The sequence below is a fragment of the Kitasatospora sp. NPDC018058 genome (genome assembly GCF_044327205.1).
Lineage (GTDB): Bacteria > Actinomycetota > Actinomycetes > Streptomycetales > Streptomycetaceae > Kitasatospora.
Window position 1 is genome coordinate 55,197 of sequence record NZ_JBIRFA010000024.1, and the last position, 14,166, is coordinate 69,362.

Below are 14,166 nucleotides of genomic sequence, written 5' to 3' on the forward strand. Positions count from 1 at the left end.
GCCCTTACCGGCTCCTCAAGACGGACGACCGCTGCCGGAGCCCCCTCGGCAGCGGTCGTCGCCGTGTCCGCCTCGCCTACGCCCGGGCGAGGTCCGGCTTGCGCTCGACGACGTCCAGTTGGGGATCGGCGTTGAGCATCGCGTGGTGCAGCCGCTGCAGCTTGGGAGAGGGCTCCAGCCCGATCGACTCGACCAGCGTGCCGTGCAGCCGCCGGTAGACGTCCAGCGCGTTGGAGGCCCGCCCGCAGCGGTAGAGCGCCAGCATGTAGTGCGCGTGCAGGTTCTGGTGCATCGGATAGCGGGCCGTCAGCGAGGCCAACTCGCCGATCAGGCTGGCGTGCCGGCCCAGGCCCAGGTCGGCGCTGATCCGGTCGTCGACGGTGCTCAGCCGGTTCTCCTCCAGTTGGATGGCCTCGATCGAGAGGATCTCGCCGAGCTGCAGGTCGGCCATGGCCGGCCCGCGCCACAGGTCGAGCGCGGCGCGCAGCTGGATCGCCGCGGTCGCGCAGTCGCCGGCCCGCAGTGCCGACTGGCCGGCCTCCCGCAGCCGGTCGAACCGGGCCGCGTCCGTCTGCTCCATCGGGATGTCGAGCAGATAGCCGTTGTACTGGGTGCGCAACAGCGACTTGGGGCAGGCGCCGTCCGGCGCGAGGCCCTTGGCCAGCATGCGGCGCAACTGCAGGATGTAGGTCTGCAGGGTGGTGGCCGCGCTGCGCGGCGGGTCGTACGACCACAACTCGTGGAAGAGCGTCTCCACCGGCACTTTGGTGCCGGATCGGAGGGCGAGCAGGGCGAGAACCTGTCTAGGCTTCCCCGCGCTCGGCACCACCGACGTCCGTCCGAGCCTGGCGGTCAGTGGGCCCAGGATGCCGATCTCCACCGGAGTCTCCCTTCGTGCTCCGTGCTCCGTGCTGCGTTGCGAAGGCGCTGGTGCCGCGACCGAGGTGGGTCGCGAACTCGCTGCTCACGAAGGCCTTCGGGCCTCGTGGACCCCAGGAGCGGGGATGCGCCTCGCAGCGTCTTCACCTTGGCATCCGGGGCGGTCCGGAACCCAGTGCCGGCCTCACCGATCGAGGATGACTCAAGAACGGCCCGAGGCATGAGGATTTCACGAGCGAGAGATGAGCGCGGCACTGTCCCCGGCTCCGGTCGTGAGCCCAGAATCCTCGTGCCGCTCCGGGACGCCCCGCAGCGGAGCCACGAGATCTGACGGCCATTCACGACACCTGGGGGAAAACGTGTTCGGAACTGCTCTTGTCGACTCGCTGGACCTGGCCGACCTGATGTCCGCGACCGGGGACCAGGACCTGGACCTGACGATCGTGGACCTCGACCACGCCGCCGCCGGGCGGGTCGACCTCTGCGTCTGCTTCTCGACCGACAGCCTGTAGGGGGTCTTCCGGTGACCCGCAGAGCCGCCTCGACCGCCGCATCCGCCGCCGACACCCGCCTGATCGGCTTCCGCAGCCATCTGCGCACCGAAGTGGTGCCCGGCGACGCGGCCTACCTGGTCTCCGACCAGGGTGTGACCGCCCTGCAAGGGGAGGGCGTCGAACGGCTGGTGCCGCTGCTCGACGGCACCCGCGACCTCGCCGGCGTGCTGCGGGACGCCGCGCCCTGGCTCGCCGACGGGCGGGCCCGGCAGCTGATCGCCCGGCTCGCCCGGGCCGGGCTGATCGGCTACCACGGTGAGACCGCCGTCGAACCGGCGCACCGCTCGGCCCGGGCGTACTGGGAGCTGGCGGGCCTGGACGGCGCCGCCGCGCTCGGGCGGGTCGGTGCGGGCGCCGCGGTGCTCGCGGTCGGCGGTGCCGACGCCGGGGAGGTCGAGCAGGCCTGCCGGAACAACGGCCTGCCGGTCGCCGCCACCGCGGGCGCCGGGGCGCTGTCGGTCGTGGTCTGCGGCGACTACCTCGACCCGGCCCTGCGGGAGATCGACGCCGCCCACCGGGCCGCCGGGCGGGCCTGGCTGGCGGTCAAGCCGGGTGGTTCCAGCCCCTGGGTGGGCCCGGTCTTCGGCGAGGCCGACGGCCCCTGCTGGACCTGCCTGGCGCACCGGCTGCGCGCCCACCGGCGCTCCGAGGTGCCGGTGCAGCGGGCGCTGGGCCTGGTCGGCCCGGTGGCCCGGCCGGACACCTCGGTGCCGGCCGTCCGGGCGCTCGGCGCGCAGCTCGCCGCCCTGGAGGCCGCCAAGTGGCTGGCCGGCTACCGGCACGCGGGCCAGCGGGAGATCCGGGTGCTGGACAGCCTCGGCCTGGCCGTCAACGGCCACCAGGTGCGCCGCCGCCCGCAGTGCCCCGAGTGCGGCGACCCGGGCCTGATGGCGGCCCAACTGGCCCGCCCGGTCGTCCCGGTGGCCCGCCCGAAGGCGGCCGGCGCCGACTGCCACCGCGCCGAGACGCCGGAGCGGGTGTACGAGCGCTACGGCCACCTGGTGAGCCCGGTGACCGGGGTGATCGCGGAGATCCGCCGCGATCCGCGCGCCCCGGTCCGGATCAACTGCTACGTCTCCGGCCGCAATCCGGTGGCCGGCTCCGGCGACCTCGCCCAACTGCGCGCCGGGCTGCGGCAGATGAGCGGCGGCAAGGGCGCGACCCCGCTGGAGGCGAAGGTCAGCGCGCTGTGCGAGGCGCTGGAGCGGCACTCCGGCGCGCTGCACGGTGATGAGACCAAAATCCGGGGCAGCTACCGGGAGTTGGCGGCGGAGGCGGTCCATCCGGACGACTGCCAGCTCTTCGACCCGCGCCAGTACACGGACCGGGAGGCGTGGAACGAGCGGCACTCCGTCTACCAGCAGGTGCCGGCCCCCTTCGACGAGACCGCGCCGGTGGACTGGACCCCGGTCTGGTCGCTGGCCGACGGCCGCCGGCGCCTGCTGCCCACCGGGATGCTCTACTACAGCTGCTCGGTCGGCCCGGTGGTGCCGCCCGCCGGCAGTCGCACGCTGCGCGCCGACTCCAACGGCAACGCGGCCGGCAGCAGCCTGGAGGACGCCATCGTGCACGGCTTCCTCGAACTCGTCGAGCGGGACGCGGTCGCGCTCTGGTGGTACAACCGCACCCGTCAACCGGCCGTCCGGATGGAGGGGTTCGACGATCCCTGGTGCCGGGACGCGATGGAGCTCTACGCCGGCCTCAACCGCGAGGTGTGGGCCCTGGACCTCACCTCGGACCTGGGCATCCCGGTCTTCGCCGTGCTCTCCCGCCGCACCGACAAGCCCGCCGAGGACATCATGTTCGGCTTCGGCGCGCACTTCGACGCCCGGATCGCCCTGCGGCGGGCCCTGACCGAGATGGGCCAGCTGCTGCCGGCCGCCCTCGGCGCGGCCCCCGACGGCACCGGCTACGACCTGGACGACCCCGAGCTGCTCTCCTGGTGGCGCGCGGCGACCGTACGCAACCAGCCCTACCTGCTGCCCGATCCGGCCCGGGCGGCGCGCGGCCCGGCGGACTTCCCGGCCGGCCCGCGCCGCGACCTCGGCGAGGAGGTCGCCGCCTGTGTGGAGACCGTCCGCGCCCACGGCCTCGACCTGCTGGTGCTCGACCAGACCCGACCCGACATCGGCCTGCCGGTGGTCAAGGTCGTCGTCCCCGGCCTGCGCCAGATGTGGGCCCGGTTCGCCCCGGGCCGCCTGTTCGACGTCCCCGTCGCCCTCGGGCGGCTGGACCGGCCCACCCGCTACGAGGACCTCAATCCGATCCCCCTGTTCGTCTGACCGATCCGGTCGGACCGTCCGGCGGAGCCCCCGCCCGCCCCCAGCACCGAGGAGTACCCCCATGCCGACCAGCGACGGAATCCTCGCCGCGGCCCGTGCCGCCGGCGGAGCCCGCCCCCGCGCCCTGTGGTCCCTGCGCGAGGACGTCCTGGTCGAGCCGGTGGAGCCGGACGGTTCGCTGCTGCTGAGAGCCCGTTGGGGCGACTTCCGGCTGGACCGTCCGCATCCGCTGGTGGGGGAGACCCTGCGGCGGATGAGCCTGGGGCCGATCATGCTGGAGAACGTCTTCGCCGGGGCGATCCCCGCCTCCGGCGACGGTGAGCCGGTCGTGGACCAGGCCGGGCAGACCGAGGTGCTGCGGGTGCTGCACCGGCTCCAGCACCTGGTGGTGCGCTCGCTCGGCCTGGAGGACGCCGCCCAGCCGCTGCTGTCCGTGGTCCCGATGGCCAGGGAGGCCCGGTTCCAGCCCGGGCGGGTCGATCCGGCCCGGCCGGTGCGGCTGTCCCGCTTCGCCTTCCTGCGGACCGAGGGCTCCGGCTTCGTGCTGGAGGCGCCCACCGCCCTGCACCGGGTGGAGCTGCACCGGCCGGAGAGCGCCCGGGTGGTCGGCATGCTCGGCCGCCCGGTGCGCCCGGCCGAGATCGTGCCGGAGTCGGGCCTGTCGGAGCCGGCGGTGCTGGCGGTGCTGGCCCAACTGTCGGGCGCCGGGCTGCTCTCGGTCGCCGAGGACGGCGGGCCCGACCCGGAGGCCTCGGTGGAGTTGATCCGGCTCTCCGCCCCGACCTTCGGCGAGGACCTCGACCCGGTGCTCGCCGCCTGGTCCGGGGTGGACCTGCTCTTCCACACCCGCAGCACCACCGGGCGGCACGACGGCCCGTTCGGCGCGACCTACCCGCTGCGCGGCCGCACCGCCCCCGAGCCCGCGCTGCGCCCGCTCCCGGACGGCCGGCGCCACCCGCTGGCCCGCCCCGACCTCAAGCAGGTGCTGGCCGCCGACCCGGTGCTCACCACGGTGATCGAGGGCCGTCGCTCGATCCGCGAGTTCGGCGCGACCCCGTTCACCGCCGAGCAGCTCGGGGAGTTCCTGCACCGCACCGTCCGGGTGCGCGGGCTGCGTCCGGCGCCCGCTGACGACCCGTCCGGCGAACCGGTCAGCGACCGGCCGTACCCCAGCGGGGACGGGGCGTACGAGCTGGAGTTCTATCCGGCCGTGCGGGACTGCGAGGGGCTGCCGGACGGGATCTACTACTACGCACCGTCCGAGCATTGTCTGATCGCGGTCAATGAGAGCCCGGAGGAGCTGGACGAGCTGTTCGCCGAGGCCGCGGTGGGCGCCCGGCTGGTCACCCCGCCGGCCGTGGTGGTCGCCATCACCTCCCGGCACCGCCGGCTGTCCTGGAAGTTCAGCGGCCTGGCGTACGCGCTGACGCTCAAGCACGTCGGCGTGGTGACCCAGAGCATGTACCTGGTCGGGACGGCCATGGGCCTGGCGACCTGCGCGCTGCGCAGCGGCGACATCGGGCTGGCCGACCGGGCGCTGGGGGTCGACTGGCGGGCCGAGACCAGGGTCGGCGGCTTCGTCCTGGGCACGCTTCCGGAGGGCGGTCGACCGATTCGGGAGGGGTGGTCGGATCCGGCCGATTTCGTCGGCTGGGACGAGTGTGCGAACGAGGTGTCGGCCCGGGGATAGTCGCGCCCTATACTCCCCCCAAGTCGCGTGGGGGGAGTCCAGCCGGGTGAGGGAAACCGTGCGTGTGCGGAAGGAGCCGGACGGATCCGGCGACGCGGGGGGGCAGTCGTCGGGGGAAAACAGACCGACCGGTTTCAATGCCCCTCCGCCGAGGCTGGCGTTAGCCATTGTGGTGATCGTTCAGCTCGGCTTCGTGCTGGTCGGCTTTCTGAACATGACAACAAGTCATCCGACGGAAAGCCAATTCATCGCCGCTAGCTTGACATTCACCGCCGCCTCGGCGCTCCAGTTCGTGCATTGCGCGCCCAGGATGCAAAGGGTGCGGGAGCGATTCGGGCACTGGACGCTGCTGGCGCAGGCGGTGCTGACGTACGTGCCGCTGGTGTTCTTCGGCTTCGCCTGGGGCGGGATGGCGGGCTTCCTCGGCTCCTCGGTGCTGCTCCTGCTGCGCGGCAAACGGGCGGGCGCGGCCTTCGGGTCGGTGGTGGTGCTGTCCGGGGTCAGCGGCGCGCTGCTGGGTCTCAGCGTGGCCGAGGCGGTCTACCTCACCGTGGCGACGGCGCTGACCGGGCTGATCGTCTTCGGCCTGACCAGCCTCGCCCAGCTGGTCATCGAGGTGCGACGGGCCCAACAGGAACTGGCCCGACTGGCCGTCACCCGGGAACGACTACGGTTCGCCCGGGACCTGCACGACCTGCTCGGCTACAGCCTCTCGGCGATCACCCTGAAGAGCGAGCTGACCTGCCGACTCGTCACCGCCAACCCCGAGCGGGCGCTGGACGAACTCGGAGGGGTGCTGGAGATCTCCCGGCAGGCGCTGGCCGACGTCCGGGCGGTGGCCCGCGGCTACCGGGACATGTCGCTGGAGAGCGAGGCGGTCTCGGCCCGCTCGGTGCTCTCGGCCGCCGACATCGAGGCCCAGTTCGACCTGGGCGGCATCCGGCCCACCGGGGAGGCCGACACCGTGCTCGCCACCGTGCTGCGCGAGGGCGTCACCAACCTGCTGCGGCACAGCAAGGCGGAGTCCTGCGTGGTCAAGGGCCAGGCGGAGGGCGGGCGACTGAGGCTCACCCTCTCCAACGACGGCGTCCCCGAGCGGGCAGCGCTCGGGGACGCCGACCGGCACGGCGGCGGACTGGACAACCTGCAGGTACGGCTCGCCAAGGTCGGCGGCCGGCTCAGCGCCGGGCCGGACGGGCGGGGGTGGTTCCACCTGGTCGCCGAGGTCCCGGCCTGAGCCTCCCGTTCCGACGGTTCTGAACCGACGGTGCAGAACCGTCGGTTCAGAGCAGCCAGCCGGATTCCTCGGCCAGCCTGATCGCGTCGATCCGGTTGCGAGCGTTGAGCTTCGTCACGATCGTCGTCAGGTAGTTCCGTACCGTCCCGACCGACAGGTGCAGGGTCGCCGCGATCTCCGCCGCCTCGGCTCCGCCGGCGGCGGCCCGCAGCACCTCGGTCTCCCGCAGGGTCAGCGGGTTCTGCCCGCTGTCGAAGGCGTCCAGCAGCAACTGGGGGTCGATCACCCGCTGACCCGCGGCCACCCCGCGCACCGCCTCGGCGAGCTGCTTCGGCGGCGCGTCCTTCAGCAGGAAGCCGGACACCTGCGCCTCCAGCGCCCGGCGCAGCGTGCCGGGCCGGCCCAGGCTGGTCAGGATCAGCGTCCGGCACTGCGGCAGCTTGGTCTTCAGCAGGCTCGCGGCGGTCAGGCCGTCCATGCCCGGCAGGTCGATGTCGATGATCGCGACATCCGGCCCGGTCTCCAGCGCCTTCGGCACCACCAGATCGCCGCGCTCGGTCTCCGCGACCACTTCGAGGTCGTCCTCCAGGTCCAGCAACGCCACGAGCGCGCCGCGGACCATGTGCATGTCCTCGGCCAGCAGAATCCGTATCACCCGGTAATCCCCCCAGAGCCACGACCGGGCGTGCCGCCCGGACGGACCTCCGATGGTAGGGGAACCGCGGCCCCACGGTGGTCGACACGCCCCGCTGAGGGCGGGGGTCCGGCGGTGCGCATTCGTACGGTCGTGGGCATGGCGGCCGGATGTGGTCGGTGGTGGCCCGGGGCCGCGCCGGCCGGCTGTTCAGCTGTGGCCGGCGGCGTGCTTGGCCAGCTCCAGCAGGCCCTCCAGGTCGTGGGCGGCCTCGGCGGTGCACAGGGCGGTGGTGAGGGCGAGCGCGGTGAGCGCGGCGAGGGGCCAGCTGCGGGGGGTGGGGGCGGGGGCGAGCAGGGCGGTGACCCGGCGGGGGACCGGGCCGAGGGTGTTCGGGCGGAGGCGGCCGAGGAGGGCGAGGGCGGCGGCCGGGACGCGGGTGCGGGCCCGGGTGCGGCGGGCGGCGAGGGCGGCCTTGCCGATGGTGCGGGCGACCTGTCCGCGGTCGCCGACGGCCGCGGCGGCGCTTTCGTCGGCCCAGCGTTCCACGGGGGATCGTCATCGCGGTGCTCGGCGTGGTCAACACCCCCGCCCTGTCGGTGATCGAGCGCACGAGGGAGATCGGCCTGCTGCGCGCGATCGGTACGTCGCGGGCACAGGTCGGCCGGATGGTCCGCCTGGAGTCGGTGCTGATCGCCGTCCACGGCGCGCTGCTCGGGCTGGGGTTGGGCCTGGCCTGGGGCGTCGCGGGCCAGAAGGTGCTGACCCTCTACGGCATCACCGCGCTGAGCATCCCGTGGACCACCATCCTCGCGGTGCTGGTCGGCGCAGCGGTCGCAGGGCTGGCAGCGGCGGTGGTGCCGGCTGCGAAGGCGGCCCGGATGCGGGTGTTGGGCGCCATCGCCGGCTCCTGAACGCGGCGGGGGGGGGGCGGGGGGGGGGGGGGGGGGGGGGGGGGGGTGCGGGGGGGGGGGGGGGGGGGGGGGGGGCCCCCCCCGCGGCCCCCCGCGGGGGGGGGGGCCGGGGGGGGGGGGGCCCCCCCACCGCCGTGATCATTCCCGTTGGGGCACGGGGTTGTCCGGGCTGTCCAGCCACACCGTCTGGCCATCGGGTGTGACGGTGAGCCCGAAGCGGTCGAAGCCGGGGCGGTCCTGGTCGTCCCACCAGCGCCAGGCGGCCTCCACCTGGCCCCAGAGGCTGCGGGGGCCGGACTGGACGACCTCGTAGGCAGCACGGTCGGGTTCCCAGTCGGCGGTGGCCCAGGAGGTGATGGCCGTGTCGTGCAGCCACAGGGTGTACGAGCCGTCGGCGTACCGCTCGGTCAGCGGGAACGCGTTCGGCACCTGCACCCCGATGGCGAACATCGCCAGCCAGCTGCCAACGTCATCTGGCGACAGTGTCGTTGACGACTTCGCCCCGTCCGCCGGCCAGGGACCGGACAGGAACTCCAGGCTGCTGGGCCGGGCGGTGCGCTGTTGGCGCAGCCGCATGAAGGCGGACGACCCTACGAACCGGCCGCTCGCCGTGCCGTCGCCGCCGACCGTGAGCCGAACCACGGCTTCCCCGCCGTACTCCGGGCCCCACGGGGCGACGATGATCCCGCCGGGCCGGGACTGCTTCACCCAGGCGTATGGCACTTGGCGTACCGAGCAGGTGGCGATCACCCGGTCGAAGGGCGGGCTGTCGGGATAGCCGCTTGCTCCGTTGCCGACCACGAGCGTCGGCAAGTGCCCGGCGCGGGCAAGCCGGAGCTGCGCTTCGGCTGCGCTCTCCTTGTCCACCTCGACCGTGACGACGTTCCTCGCGCCGAGACGGTGGGACAGCAGAGCGGCGTTCCAGCCCGTGCCGGTGCCGATCTCCAGTACTCGGTGGCCGTGCTCGACGTCCAGGGCGGCGAGCATGGAGAACACCATGGTGGGCATCGAGTTGGAGGACGTGGGCATGGTGCCTCGGCCGTCGCCGGTGTGGTCGCCGTCGTCCCACTGGGTGGTGAGCGGGACGTCGGAGTAGACGGCGCTCCACCAGGCAGTGGGGTCCGCATGCCGGTTGACCGCTTCGCCTTGCCGCACGCCGTCCCCCTGCCCGGGCCAGATCTGTGCGGGGACGAACCAGTGGCGTGGGACGGCGTTGTAGGCCGCCAGCCAGTCCGAGGTGAGGGACCCGTTCGCGATGAGCGCGGAGGCCAGCCGGGTCCGACCGGCCTCCGCTTCGTGCATCTCGCTCACGCGTCAGCGGCCCGTCGCCGGCCCGCTGCCGTCCGAGGTGTTGCCGCCCTCGTCGCTACCGCCGCCGCCGTGCTTGTTGCCGCTGTTGCTGTCGTCCTGCTGGCCGCCACCGGTGCCGGAGCCGGAGCCCCCGCCGTGCTTGCCGTCGCTGAACACGGGCATGCGATTCCCCTTTCATCGGCGGCGCCGAATGCCGCCGGTGACCAGAACGGTAGGTGGACGGAAAGCGCCGATGGGCGGGTGATTCTCGGATATTCCGGCACCCGGCAGGTGGGGTTCGCGGGGATTCTTCAGACGGTTCCGAGAGCCCTGCGGCACCGTGTGATGACCTTGTGGGCATCCGTTCCGTAGACGGCCGCGCCGGCCAGCGTCTCCCATACACGCAGGTACAGTGCCACATTGTCCGGCTGGTCCAGCCACAGCTCCGCGTGCCAGTCCTCGACGATGACGAGTCGTTCGTCGTGAATCCAGAATCCGTTGGCGGGCGGCAACTTGAGCGAAGCTTCGAACGGAACGATGCCGAGGGAGACGGTGTCCAGTCCGATCACGCCGCTGAGCCGGTCGAGTTGCGCGGCCATCACGGCCGGTGGGCACACGAGGGCACGAAGCGCGGATTCCCACATGATGATGTGGTACTGCTTGCCCGGCCGATACAGGCTCTCCTGCCGCCGGATGCGGGCTCGTACGGCATCCTCGATATCTCGCGGCGACTGGTGGAGGCCGACGTACGTGCTGAAGATGTGCCGGGCGTAGTCGGCCGTCTGTAGCATGCCGACGATCATGGCGCCTTCCCAGGCCCGCATGACAGTTGAACGGTCGTGCTCGGCGGTCAGCGTGTCCTGGACCGGCTTGTGTCCGGAGGCCAGCTGTCGCCGCCATGATCGGGTGCCGGATTCGAAGGCCCGAAGCCTGGCTGCCAGCTCGGGCGCCGCGTGAGGTTGTCCGACGCCTTCCGCCCAGGCTTTGAGGTCGTCGTGGGTGGCAGTCTGGCGGCCGGTCTCCAGCTTGCTGACCTTGGACTGGGTCCAGCCCAGCCGCTCGGCCAGTTGCCGACCTGTGAGACCGCCCTCGGCGCGCAGCTCGCGGAGCCGCAGACCGAGGGCGATTCTGGCTTGCTGGAAGTCGGTGCTCACACGTCGGACGGTACCTCAGCGCCGAACTGACGGTGCGGGGTGGCATAGTGCCAGGCAGCGTCCCGGACCTGGCAGGCACGGGCCACCTGTACCGGGTCGGTGATCAGCTCCACGCCGGTCAGGTCGTCGTCGGCGTCGAAGTGCAGCAGGGCGATGACGCGCGAGTCGAACAGCCAGGCATCTTCCTCAGGAAGGCCCAGCCGCTCGGCGTCGGCGCGCCAGAGGTACCGGATGTCTTCGCCGACCTTGCTGTTCCGCTCGGCGTTGTCGAGCAGGTATCGCTGCCCCAGAGTGGGCGGGTTGTCCATGATCCGCACGCGCTCGAACCGCTTGCCCAGCGCGGACTGTTCGCGACGCGAGCGGCACCAGGCGTCATCCAGTTCCCACTCGGGGTCCAGCCCGGCGGCGAACCGGCGGTACGTCTTCGTCAGCTCATCGGAGCGGTACTGGCGACGGGTCTCCAATCGGAAGGCCGTGTGTTGAAGGCTCTTGAACATGTCGTCGAACTCTTCGAAGCTGATCAGCACGGGCTCTCGGTCCACGTCTCGCGGAGCGAAGTCGGCCAGCAGCACGCGCGGCACAGCCACCGCCCCTTCGCCGGGCTTGACATTCCGGAGTTGGGCGATTTCTTCTTGGTCGGTCACGACGTCGCCCTGCACGATCACCATCCCGGTCTCCACGTCCTCGTAGAGCGTCGGGCACCCGTTGTGCCCCGAGTTGCTTCCGATGTACCGCAGTCGTCGGCTCACAGCCGCTCCCCTCACAGTCGGTCAGGCGGAATCAGGATGCCGTGGAACCGTCCCAACGCGAGCGCCGATTCTCGAATATTCTCCTGCGGCGAATGGAAGCCCAAGCCCGGGTTCTTACGGGCCTCCATGTACGGGAACGCTCATTCGAGCAAGTTTGGCGCAGGCGAAAGCTTGCCCCAAATGTGTCCTCCCGCACGTCCTGTGAATCGGGTTCACTTGAATCATGACGCGCGACGACATGGCCGAGAACGCAGGCAACGGGCGGACGCTGGAGACGCAGTACCGATCGTGGCGGCGCCAACTCGCCGGTGGTGTGCGGCCGGTGCAGGAGGCGCACGCCGCGCAGGGGAGGAAGACCGCGCATCGCCAGTCGTTCGATCCGACCCGGATTCCCGGTCTGCTTCAGACCGCTGACTACGCCCGCTCGGTGCTCACCCGATTCACTCGGGTCCATCCGTCGATCAGCGATGTCGAGGCTGCGGTGACGGCCCGGATGGAACGTCAGAAGGTCCTCGACGATCGGTCGCGATCGTTCCACTTCCTGGTGTGGGAGGGCGCTTTTGTCTCCCGTCTCTGCCTTCCGGCCCTCATGGCCGACCAGTTGGAGTCGCTTGTTCCCCGGCTGGCACCTGGGAACGTCCGACTCGGGATCGTGCCGTTCGATGCCGATCTGAGTGTGCCTGCGGGGGTCGGATTCTCTATCCACGACGGCGAGTTGGTCATCACCGAGTCCTGGCACGCGGAGATGTGGCTGGACGATCCGGCGGACGTTGCGCTCCACGTCCGGGCATGGGAGGCGCTGGCGGAGAGCGCTGTCTACGGTCCGGCGGCCCATCAGGTCATCGCCAGGGCCTGCCGGGCGGCTTGGACCTGAGACGGTCCCGCTACGGTAGCGGGTGGGCGGCCAGCCAGCGTTCGACAGCGCTGCGGGTGTGCTGGTCGAGCCGGCGCCGGTCCCAGCCGAGCATCCGGGCGGCGTGGTCGCGCAACACCTGGATCCGCTCGGGATCACGCGCCACATTGCACTCCCCGGACACCTCGCCGTAGGTCATCTGCAGGATCGCCTTGCCGTCGTCCGTGAGCATCACGAAGGACGGGTGGCCGGCCCCATGGCCGAGCACCCCGGGGGTGCCGCTGGCCGGGTCGAAGCGCTCGGTGCGCATAACCCGTACCCAGCCCCACTGTTGGCGGGTCTCGGCCTGCGGGGGCAGCTTCACCGCCAGCAGGAGCGGCGCGTCGGCCGCCAGCCCGATCGCCTCGGTGGCGCGCTGCCACATCTCGTTCAGCTTCGCCGCCAGCTGGGGATCCTCGCGATCGACCCCGTCGAAGAAGACCAGGTCCTCGGCGTCGCACATGCTGATGAAGCCGGCCACCCCGGGCGGAACGAGGGGCGCGGTCGGATCGGCCGGACCGAGATGGGTCAGGCCGGCCGCCGAGAGAGTCGTCGAGAGTCCGAGTTCGTCCACGCTTGCTTCCTGACCTCTACTTCCGGCGGCCGTGGCGGTGGGCGAGCTTCGTCTCCGCCTTGAGCAGCAGGGGCATCAGTGCATAGACGACGACCGGGACGACGAGACCGGTCATCACCAGGGTCCGCAGCGCCAGTGGCAGGTGTCCGAGGTAGGGGCCGAGCAGGACGAAGGCGGCAGTGATGGTCGGGTAGACGGCGAGCCACGTGAGCAGTGCCCGGCGGTGCACGGACGGAGCTGCGGGTGCCGGCGCGGCGATGGTGTCGGTGTTCATGGTGTGTTCCTCCCCTTGGCGAGCGGCTGGAGCCCAAATCTCCAACCCTTCGGTTGGAGTCTGGCAGACGCGTGTGCGGATGTCCAACCCTTTGGTTGGAGATTCGCGCTATTGTCGGGCCATGGCCTGGGACACCGCACGCACGCAGCAACTCCTCCTCGACGCCGCGGTCGAGGAGTTCGCCGAATCCGGCCCGGACGGTGCCCGGATCGCCCGGGTGGCCACCCGGGCGGGAGTCAACAAGGAGCGGATCTACCAGTACTTCGGCAACAAGGAGCAGCTCTTCTCCGCTGTCCTGGCGTCCGAACTCGGCAAGCTGGCAGAAGCGGTGCCGCTCGGCGGCTCTGAACAGGGACTGGACCTCGGCGACTATGCCGGGCGCGTCTTCGACTACCACTCGGCCAACCCGCACTTCTCCCGCCTGCTGGCCTGGGAGGGCTTGCAACGCGGCACGGTATCCGGGGAGTTGGCGGCCGGGGAGTTGGCAGCCGGGCCCGAACGCACCGCGCACTATGGCGAGAAGGTCGCCGCCGTAGCAGCCGCCCAGCAGGCCGGCGAGCTGGCCGACGAGGTGGATCCGGGGCGGCTGATGTTCGCGGTGATCGGCCTGGTGAACGCGTGGTTCACGCTGCCGCAGATGGTGCGCCTGCTCCTGTCCGGCACGACGGACCCCGCGACGGACCGGGAGGCGGTCGTCACCCTGGTCCGCCGTCTGACGAAGCCCGTAACCTGACAGGCTCGGCGCATGGCGATGGACGGGCATGGAAGCGGTGCCCCGCCCGGGCTGGGCGAGGCACCGCTGATCGTTTCGGAAGGGTCTACGCCTCCGGAGTGGCAGCCGGCCCGGCGGCGACGATGGCGGCCCAGCGGTGGCGTCGCTCGCCCAGGTGCTCAGCCAGGTCGAACAGCGTCCACTCGGGGCAGGCCGGCACCTGCGCGTCGAGGCTGGGGGCGGCGGCGATGGCGGCGCGGAAGGCGGTCGACCGCTCGTCGATCAGGCGCAGCAGGTCGGGGAGCTCCAGAGTCTTTTCCACGCCCGGTTG

15 protein-coding genes and 2 pseudogenes are annotated in these 14,166 nt (G+C 71.9%); 7 read left to right on the forward strand and 10 right to left on the reverse strand.

The window, feature by feature from the left end:
• Positions 1-76 precede the first annotated feature (76 nt).
• Positions 77-880: a BTAD domain-containing putative transcriptional regulator gene (locus tag ACH4E7_RS29385; protein WP_396252083.1), complete on the reverse strand. Its 804-nt coding sequence runs from the start codon at positions 878-880 to the stop codon at positions 77-79.
• Positions 881-1,238: 358 nt separating this feature from the next.
• Between ACH4E7_RS29385 and ACH4E7_RS29390 the strand changes: the two genes are divergently transcribed.
• From ACH4E7_RS29390 to ACH4E7_RS29405, 4 genes are all read left to right on the forward strand, one after another.
• Complete coding sequence (locus tag ACH4E7_RS29390) at positions 1,239-1,391, forward strand: hypothetical protein (RefSeq protein WP_355676670.1); 153 nt, start codon at positions 1,239-1,241, stop codon at positions 1,389-1,391.
• An 11-nt stretch (positions 1,392-1,402) separates the two neighbouring features.
• Positions 1,403-3,715: a TOMM precursor leader peptide-binding protein gene (locus ACH4E7_RS29395; protein ID WP_396252084.1), complete on the forward strand. Its 2,313-nt coding sequence runs from the start codon at positions 1,403-1,405 to the stop codon at positions 3,713-3,715.
• A gap of 61 nt (positions 3,716-3,776) precedes the next feature.
• Positions 3,777-5,405 carry a SagB family peptide dehydrogenase gene (locus ACH4E7_RS29400; RefSeq protein WP_396252085.1) on the forward strand — a complete coding sequence of 543 codons (1,629 nt, stop codon included), beginning with the start codon at positions 3,777-3,779 and terminating at the stop codon, positions 5,403-5,405.
• A 319-nt stretch (positions 5,406-5,724) separates the two neighbouring features.
• Positions 5,725-6,642: a sensor histidine kinase gene (locus ACH4E7_RS29405; RefSeq protein WP_396252086.1), complete on the forward strand. Its 918-nt coding sequence runs from the start codon at positions 5,725-5,727 to the stop codon at positions 6,640-6,642.
• A 46-nt stretch (positions 6,643-6,688) separates the two neighbouring features.
• Here the strand turns inward: ACH4E7_RS29405 and ACH4E7_RS29410 are convergent, their stop codons facing one another.
• Both ACH4E7_RS29410 and ACH4E7_RS29415 read right to left on the reverse strand, forming a co-directional pair.
• Positions 6,689-7,297: a response regulator transcription factor gene (locus tag ACH4E7_RS29410; RefSeq protein ID WP_355676674.1), complete on the reverse strand. Its 609-nt coding sequence runs from the start codon at positions 7,295-7,297 to the stop codon at positions 6,689-6,691.
• Between the two features lie 189 nt (positions 7,298-7,486).
• On the reverse strand, positions 7,487-7,825 hold the full coding sequence (locus ACH4E7_RS29415) for a hypothetical protein (RefSeq protein ID WP_396252087.1): 339 nt from the start codon (positions 7,823-7,825) through the stop codon (positions 7,487-7,489).
• A 5-nt stretch (positions 7,826-7,830) separates the two neighbouring features.
• Here ACH4E7_RS29415 and ACH4E7_RS29420 point away from each other — a divergent pair.
• Positions 7,831-8,190: pseudogene (locus tag ACH4E7_RS29420) on the forward strand (FtsX-like permease family protein); the annotation flags it as partial.
• Between the two features lie 138 nt (positions 8,191-8,328).
• Here ACH4E7_RS29420 and ACH4E7_RS29425 read toward each other — a convergent pair.
• The 4 genes from ACH4E7_RS29425 to ACH4E7_RS29440 all read right to left on the reverse strand — a co-directional run bounded on the left by ACH4E7_RS29425 (position 8,329) and on the right by ACH4E7_RS29440 (position 11,302).
• Positions 8,329-9,492 (reverse strand): methyltransferase domain-containing protein, encoded by a 1,164-nt coding sequence (locus tag ACH4E7_RS29425; protein WP_396252178.1) that lies wholly within the window; start codon positions 9,490-9,492, stop codon positions 8,329-8,331.
• 12 nt (positions 9,493-9,504) lie between these two features.
• On the reverse strand, positions 9,505-9,663 hold the full coding sequence (locus ACH4E7_RS29430) for a hypothetical protein (RefSeq protein ID WP_396252088.1): 159 nt from the start codon (positions 9,661-9,663) through the stop codon (positions 9,505-9,507).
• Positions 9,664-9,791: 128 nt separating this feature from the next.
• The gene (locus ACH4E7_RS29435; protein WP_396252089.1) at positions 9,792-10,634 is read right to left on the reverse strand and encodes a helix-turn-helix domain-containing protein; all 843 of its coding nucleotides are present in this window, start codon (positions 10,632-10,634) and stop codon (positions 9,792-9,794) included.
• Positions 10,631-11,302: a DUF6879 family protein gene (locus ACH4E7_RS29440; protein ID WP_396252090.1), complete on the reverse strand. Its 672-nt coding sequence runs from the start codon at positions 11,300-11,302 to the stop codon at positions 10,631-10,633. The genes ACH4E7_RS29435 and ACH4E7_RS29440 overlap by 4 nt, the downstream gene beginning before the upstream one ends.
• A 304-nt stretch (positions 11,303-11,606) precedes the next feature.
• Between ACH4E7_RS29440 and ACH4E7_RS29445 the strand changes: the two genes are divergently transcribed.
• Positions 11,607-12,257, forward strand: coding sequence for a DUF5753 domain-containing protein (locus ACH4E7_RS29445; protein ID WP_396252091.1), 651 nt, complete (start codon positions 11,607-11,609; stop codon positions 12,255-12,257).
• Between the two features lie 10 nt (positions 12,258-12,267).
• Here ACH4E7_RS29445 and ACH4E7_RS29450 read toward each other — a convergent pair whose 3' ends face one another.
• Both ACH4E7_RS29450 and ACH4E7_RS29455 read right to left on the reverse strand, forming a co-directional pair.
• Complete coding sequence (locus ACH4E7_RS29450) at positions 12,268-12,849, reverse strand: hypothetical protein (RefSeq protein WP_396252092.1); 582 nt, start codon at positions 12,847-12,849, stop codon at positions 12,268-12,270.
• Between the two features lie 16 nt (positions 12,850-12,865).
• Complete coding sequence (locus ACH4E7_RS29455) at positions 12,866-13,123, reverse strand: hypothetical protein (RefSeq protein ID WP_396252093.1); 258 nt, start codon at positions 13,121-13,123, stop codon at positions 12,866-12,868.
• 121 nt (positions 13,124-13,244) lie between these two features.
• Between ACH4E7_RS29455 and ACH4E7_RS29460 the strand changes: the two genes are divergently transcribed.
• Positions 13,245-13,856, forward strand: coding sequence for a TetR family transcriptional regulator (locus ACH4E7_RS29460; RefSeq protein ID WP_396252094.1), 612 nt, complete (start codon positions 13,245-13,247; stop codon positions 13,854-13,856).
• A 94-nt stretch (positions 13,857-13,950) separates the two neighbouring features.
• Here ACH4E7_RS29460 and ACH4E7_RS29465 read toward each other — a convergent pair.
• Positions 13,951-14,157 (reverse strand): annotated as a pseudogene (locus ACH4E7_RS29465) (maleylpyruvate isomerase N-terminal domain-containing protein); the annotation flags it as partial.
• Positions 14,158-14,166 lie beyond the last annotated feature (9 nt).

What these genes read in the sequence shown, in the direction of transcription:
- ACH4E7_RS29400 (WP_396252085.1), top strand. Translation starts at nt 3,777, where the DNA reads ATGCCGACCAGCGACGGAATCCTCGCCGCGGCCCGTGCCGCCGGCGGA.
- ACH4E7_RS29455 (WP_396252093.1), bottom strand. Translation starts at nt 13,123, where the DNA reads ATGAACACCGACACCATCGCCGCGCCGGCACCCGCAGCTCCGTCCGTG.
- ACH4E7_RS29445 (WP_396252091.1), top strand. Translation starts at nt 11,607, where the DNA reads ATGACGCGCGACGACATGGCCGAGAACGCAGGCAACGGGCGGACGCTG.
- ACH4E7_RS29460 (WP_396252094.1), top strand. Translation starts at nt 13,245, where the DNA reads ATGGCCTGGGACACCGCACGCACGCAGCAACTCCTCCTCGACGCCGCG.
- ACH4E7_RS29440 (WP_396252090.1), bottom strand. Translation starts at nt 11,302, where the DNA reads ATGGTGATCGTGCAGGGCGACGTCGTGACCGACCAAGAAGAAATCGCC.
- ACH4E7_RS29425 (WP_396252178.1), bottom strand. Translation starts at nt 9,492, where the DNA reads ATGCACGAAGCGGAGGCCGGTCGGACCCGGCTGGCCTCCGCGCTCATC.
- ACH4E7_RS29430 (WP_396252088.1), bottom strand. Translation starts at nt 9,663, where the DNA reads ATGCCCGTGTTCAGCGACGGCAAGCACGGCGGGGGCTCCGGCTCCGGC.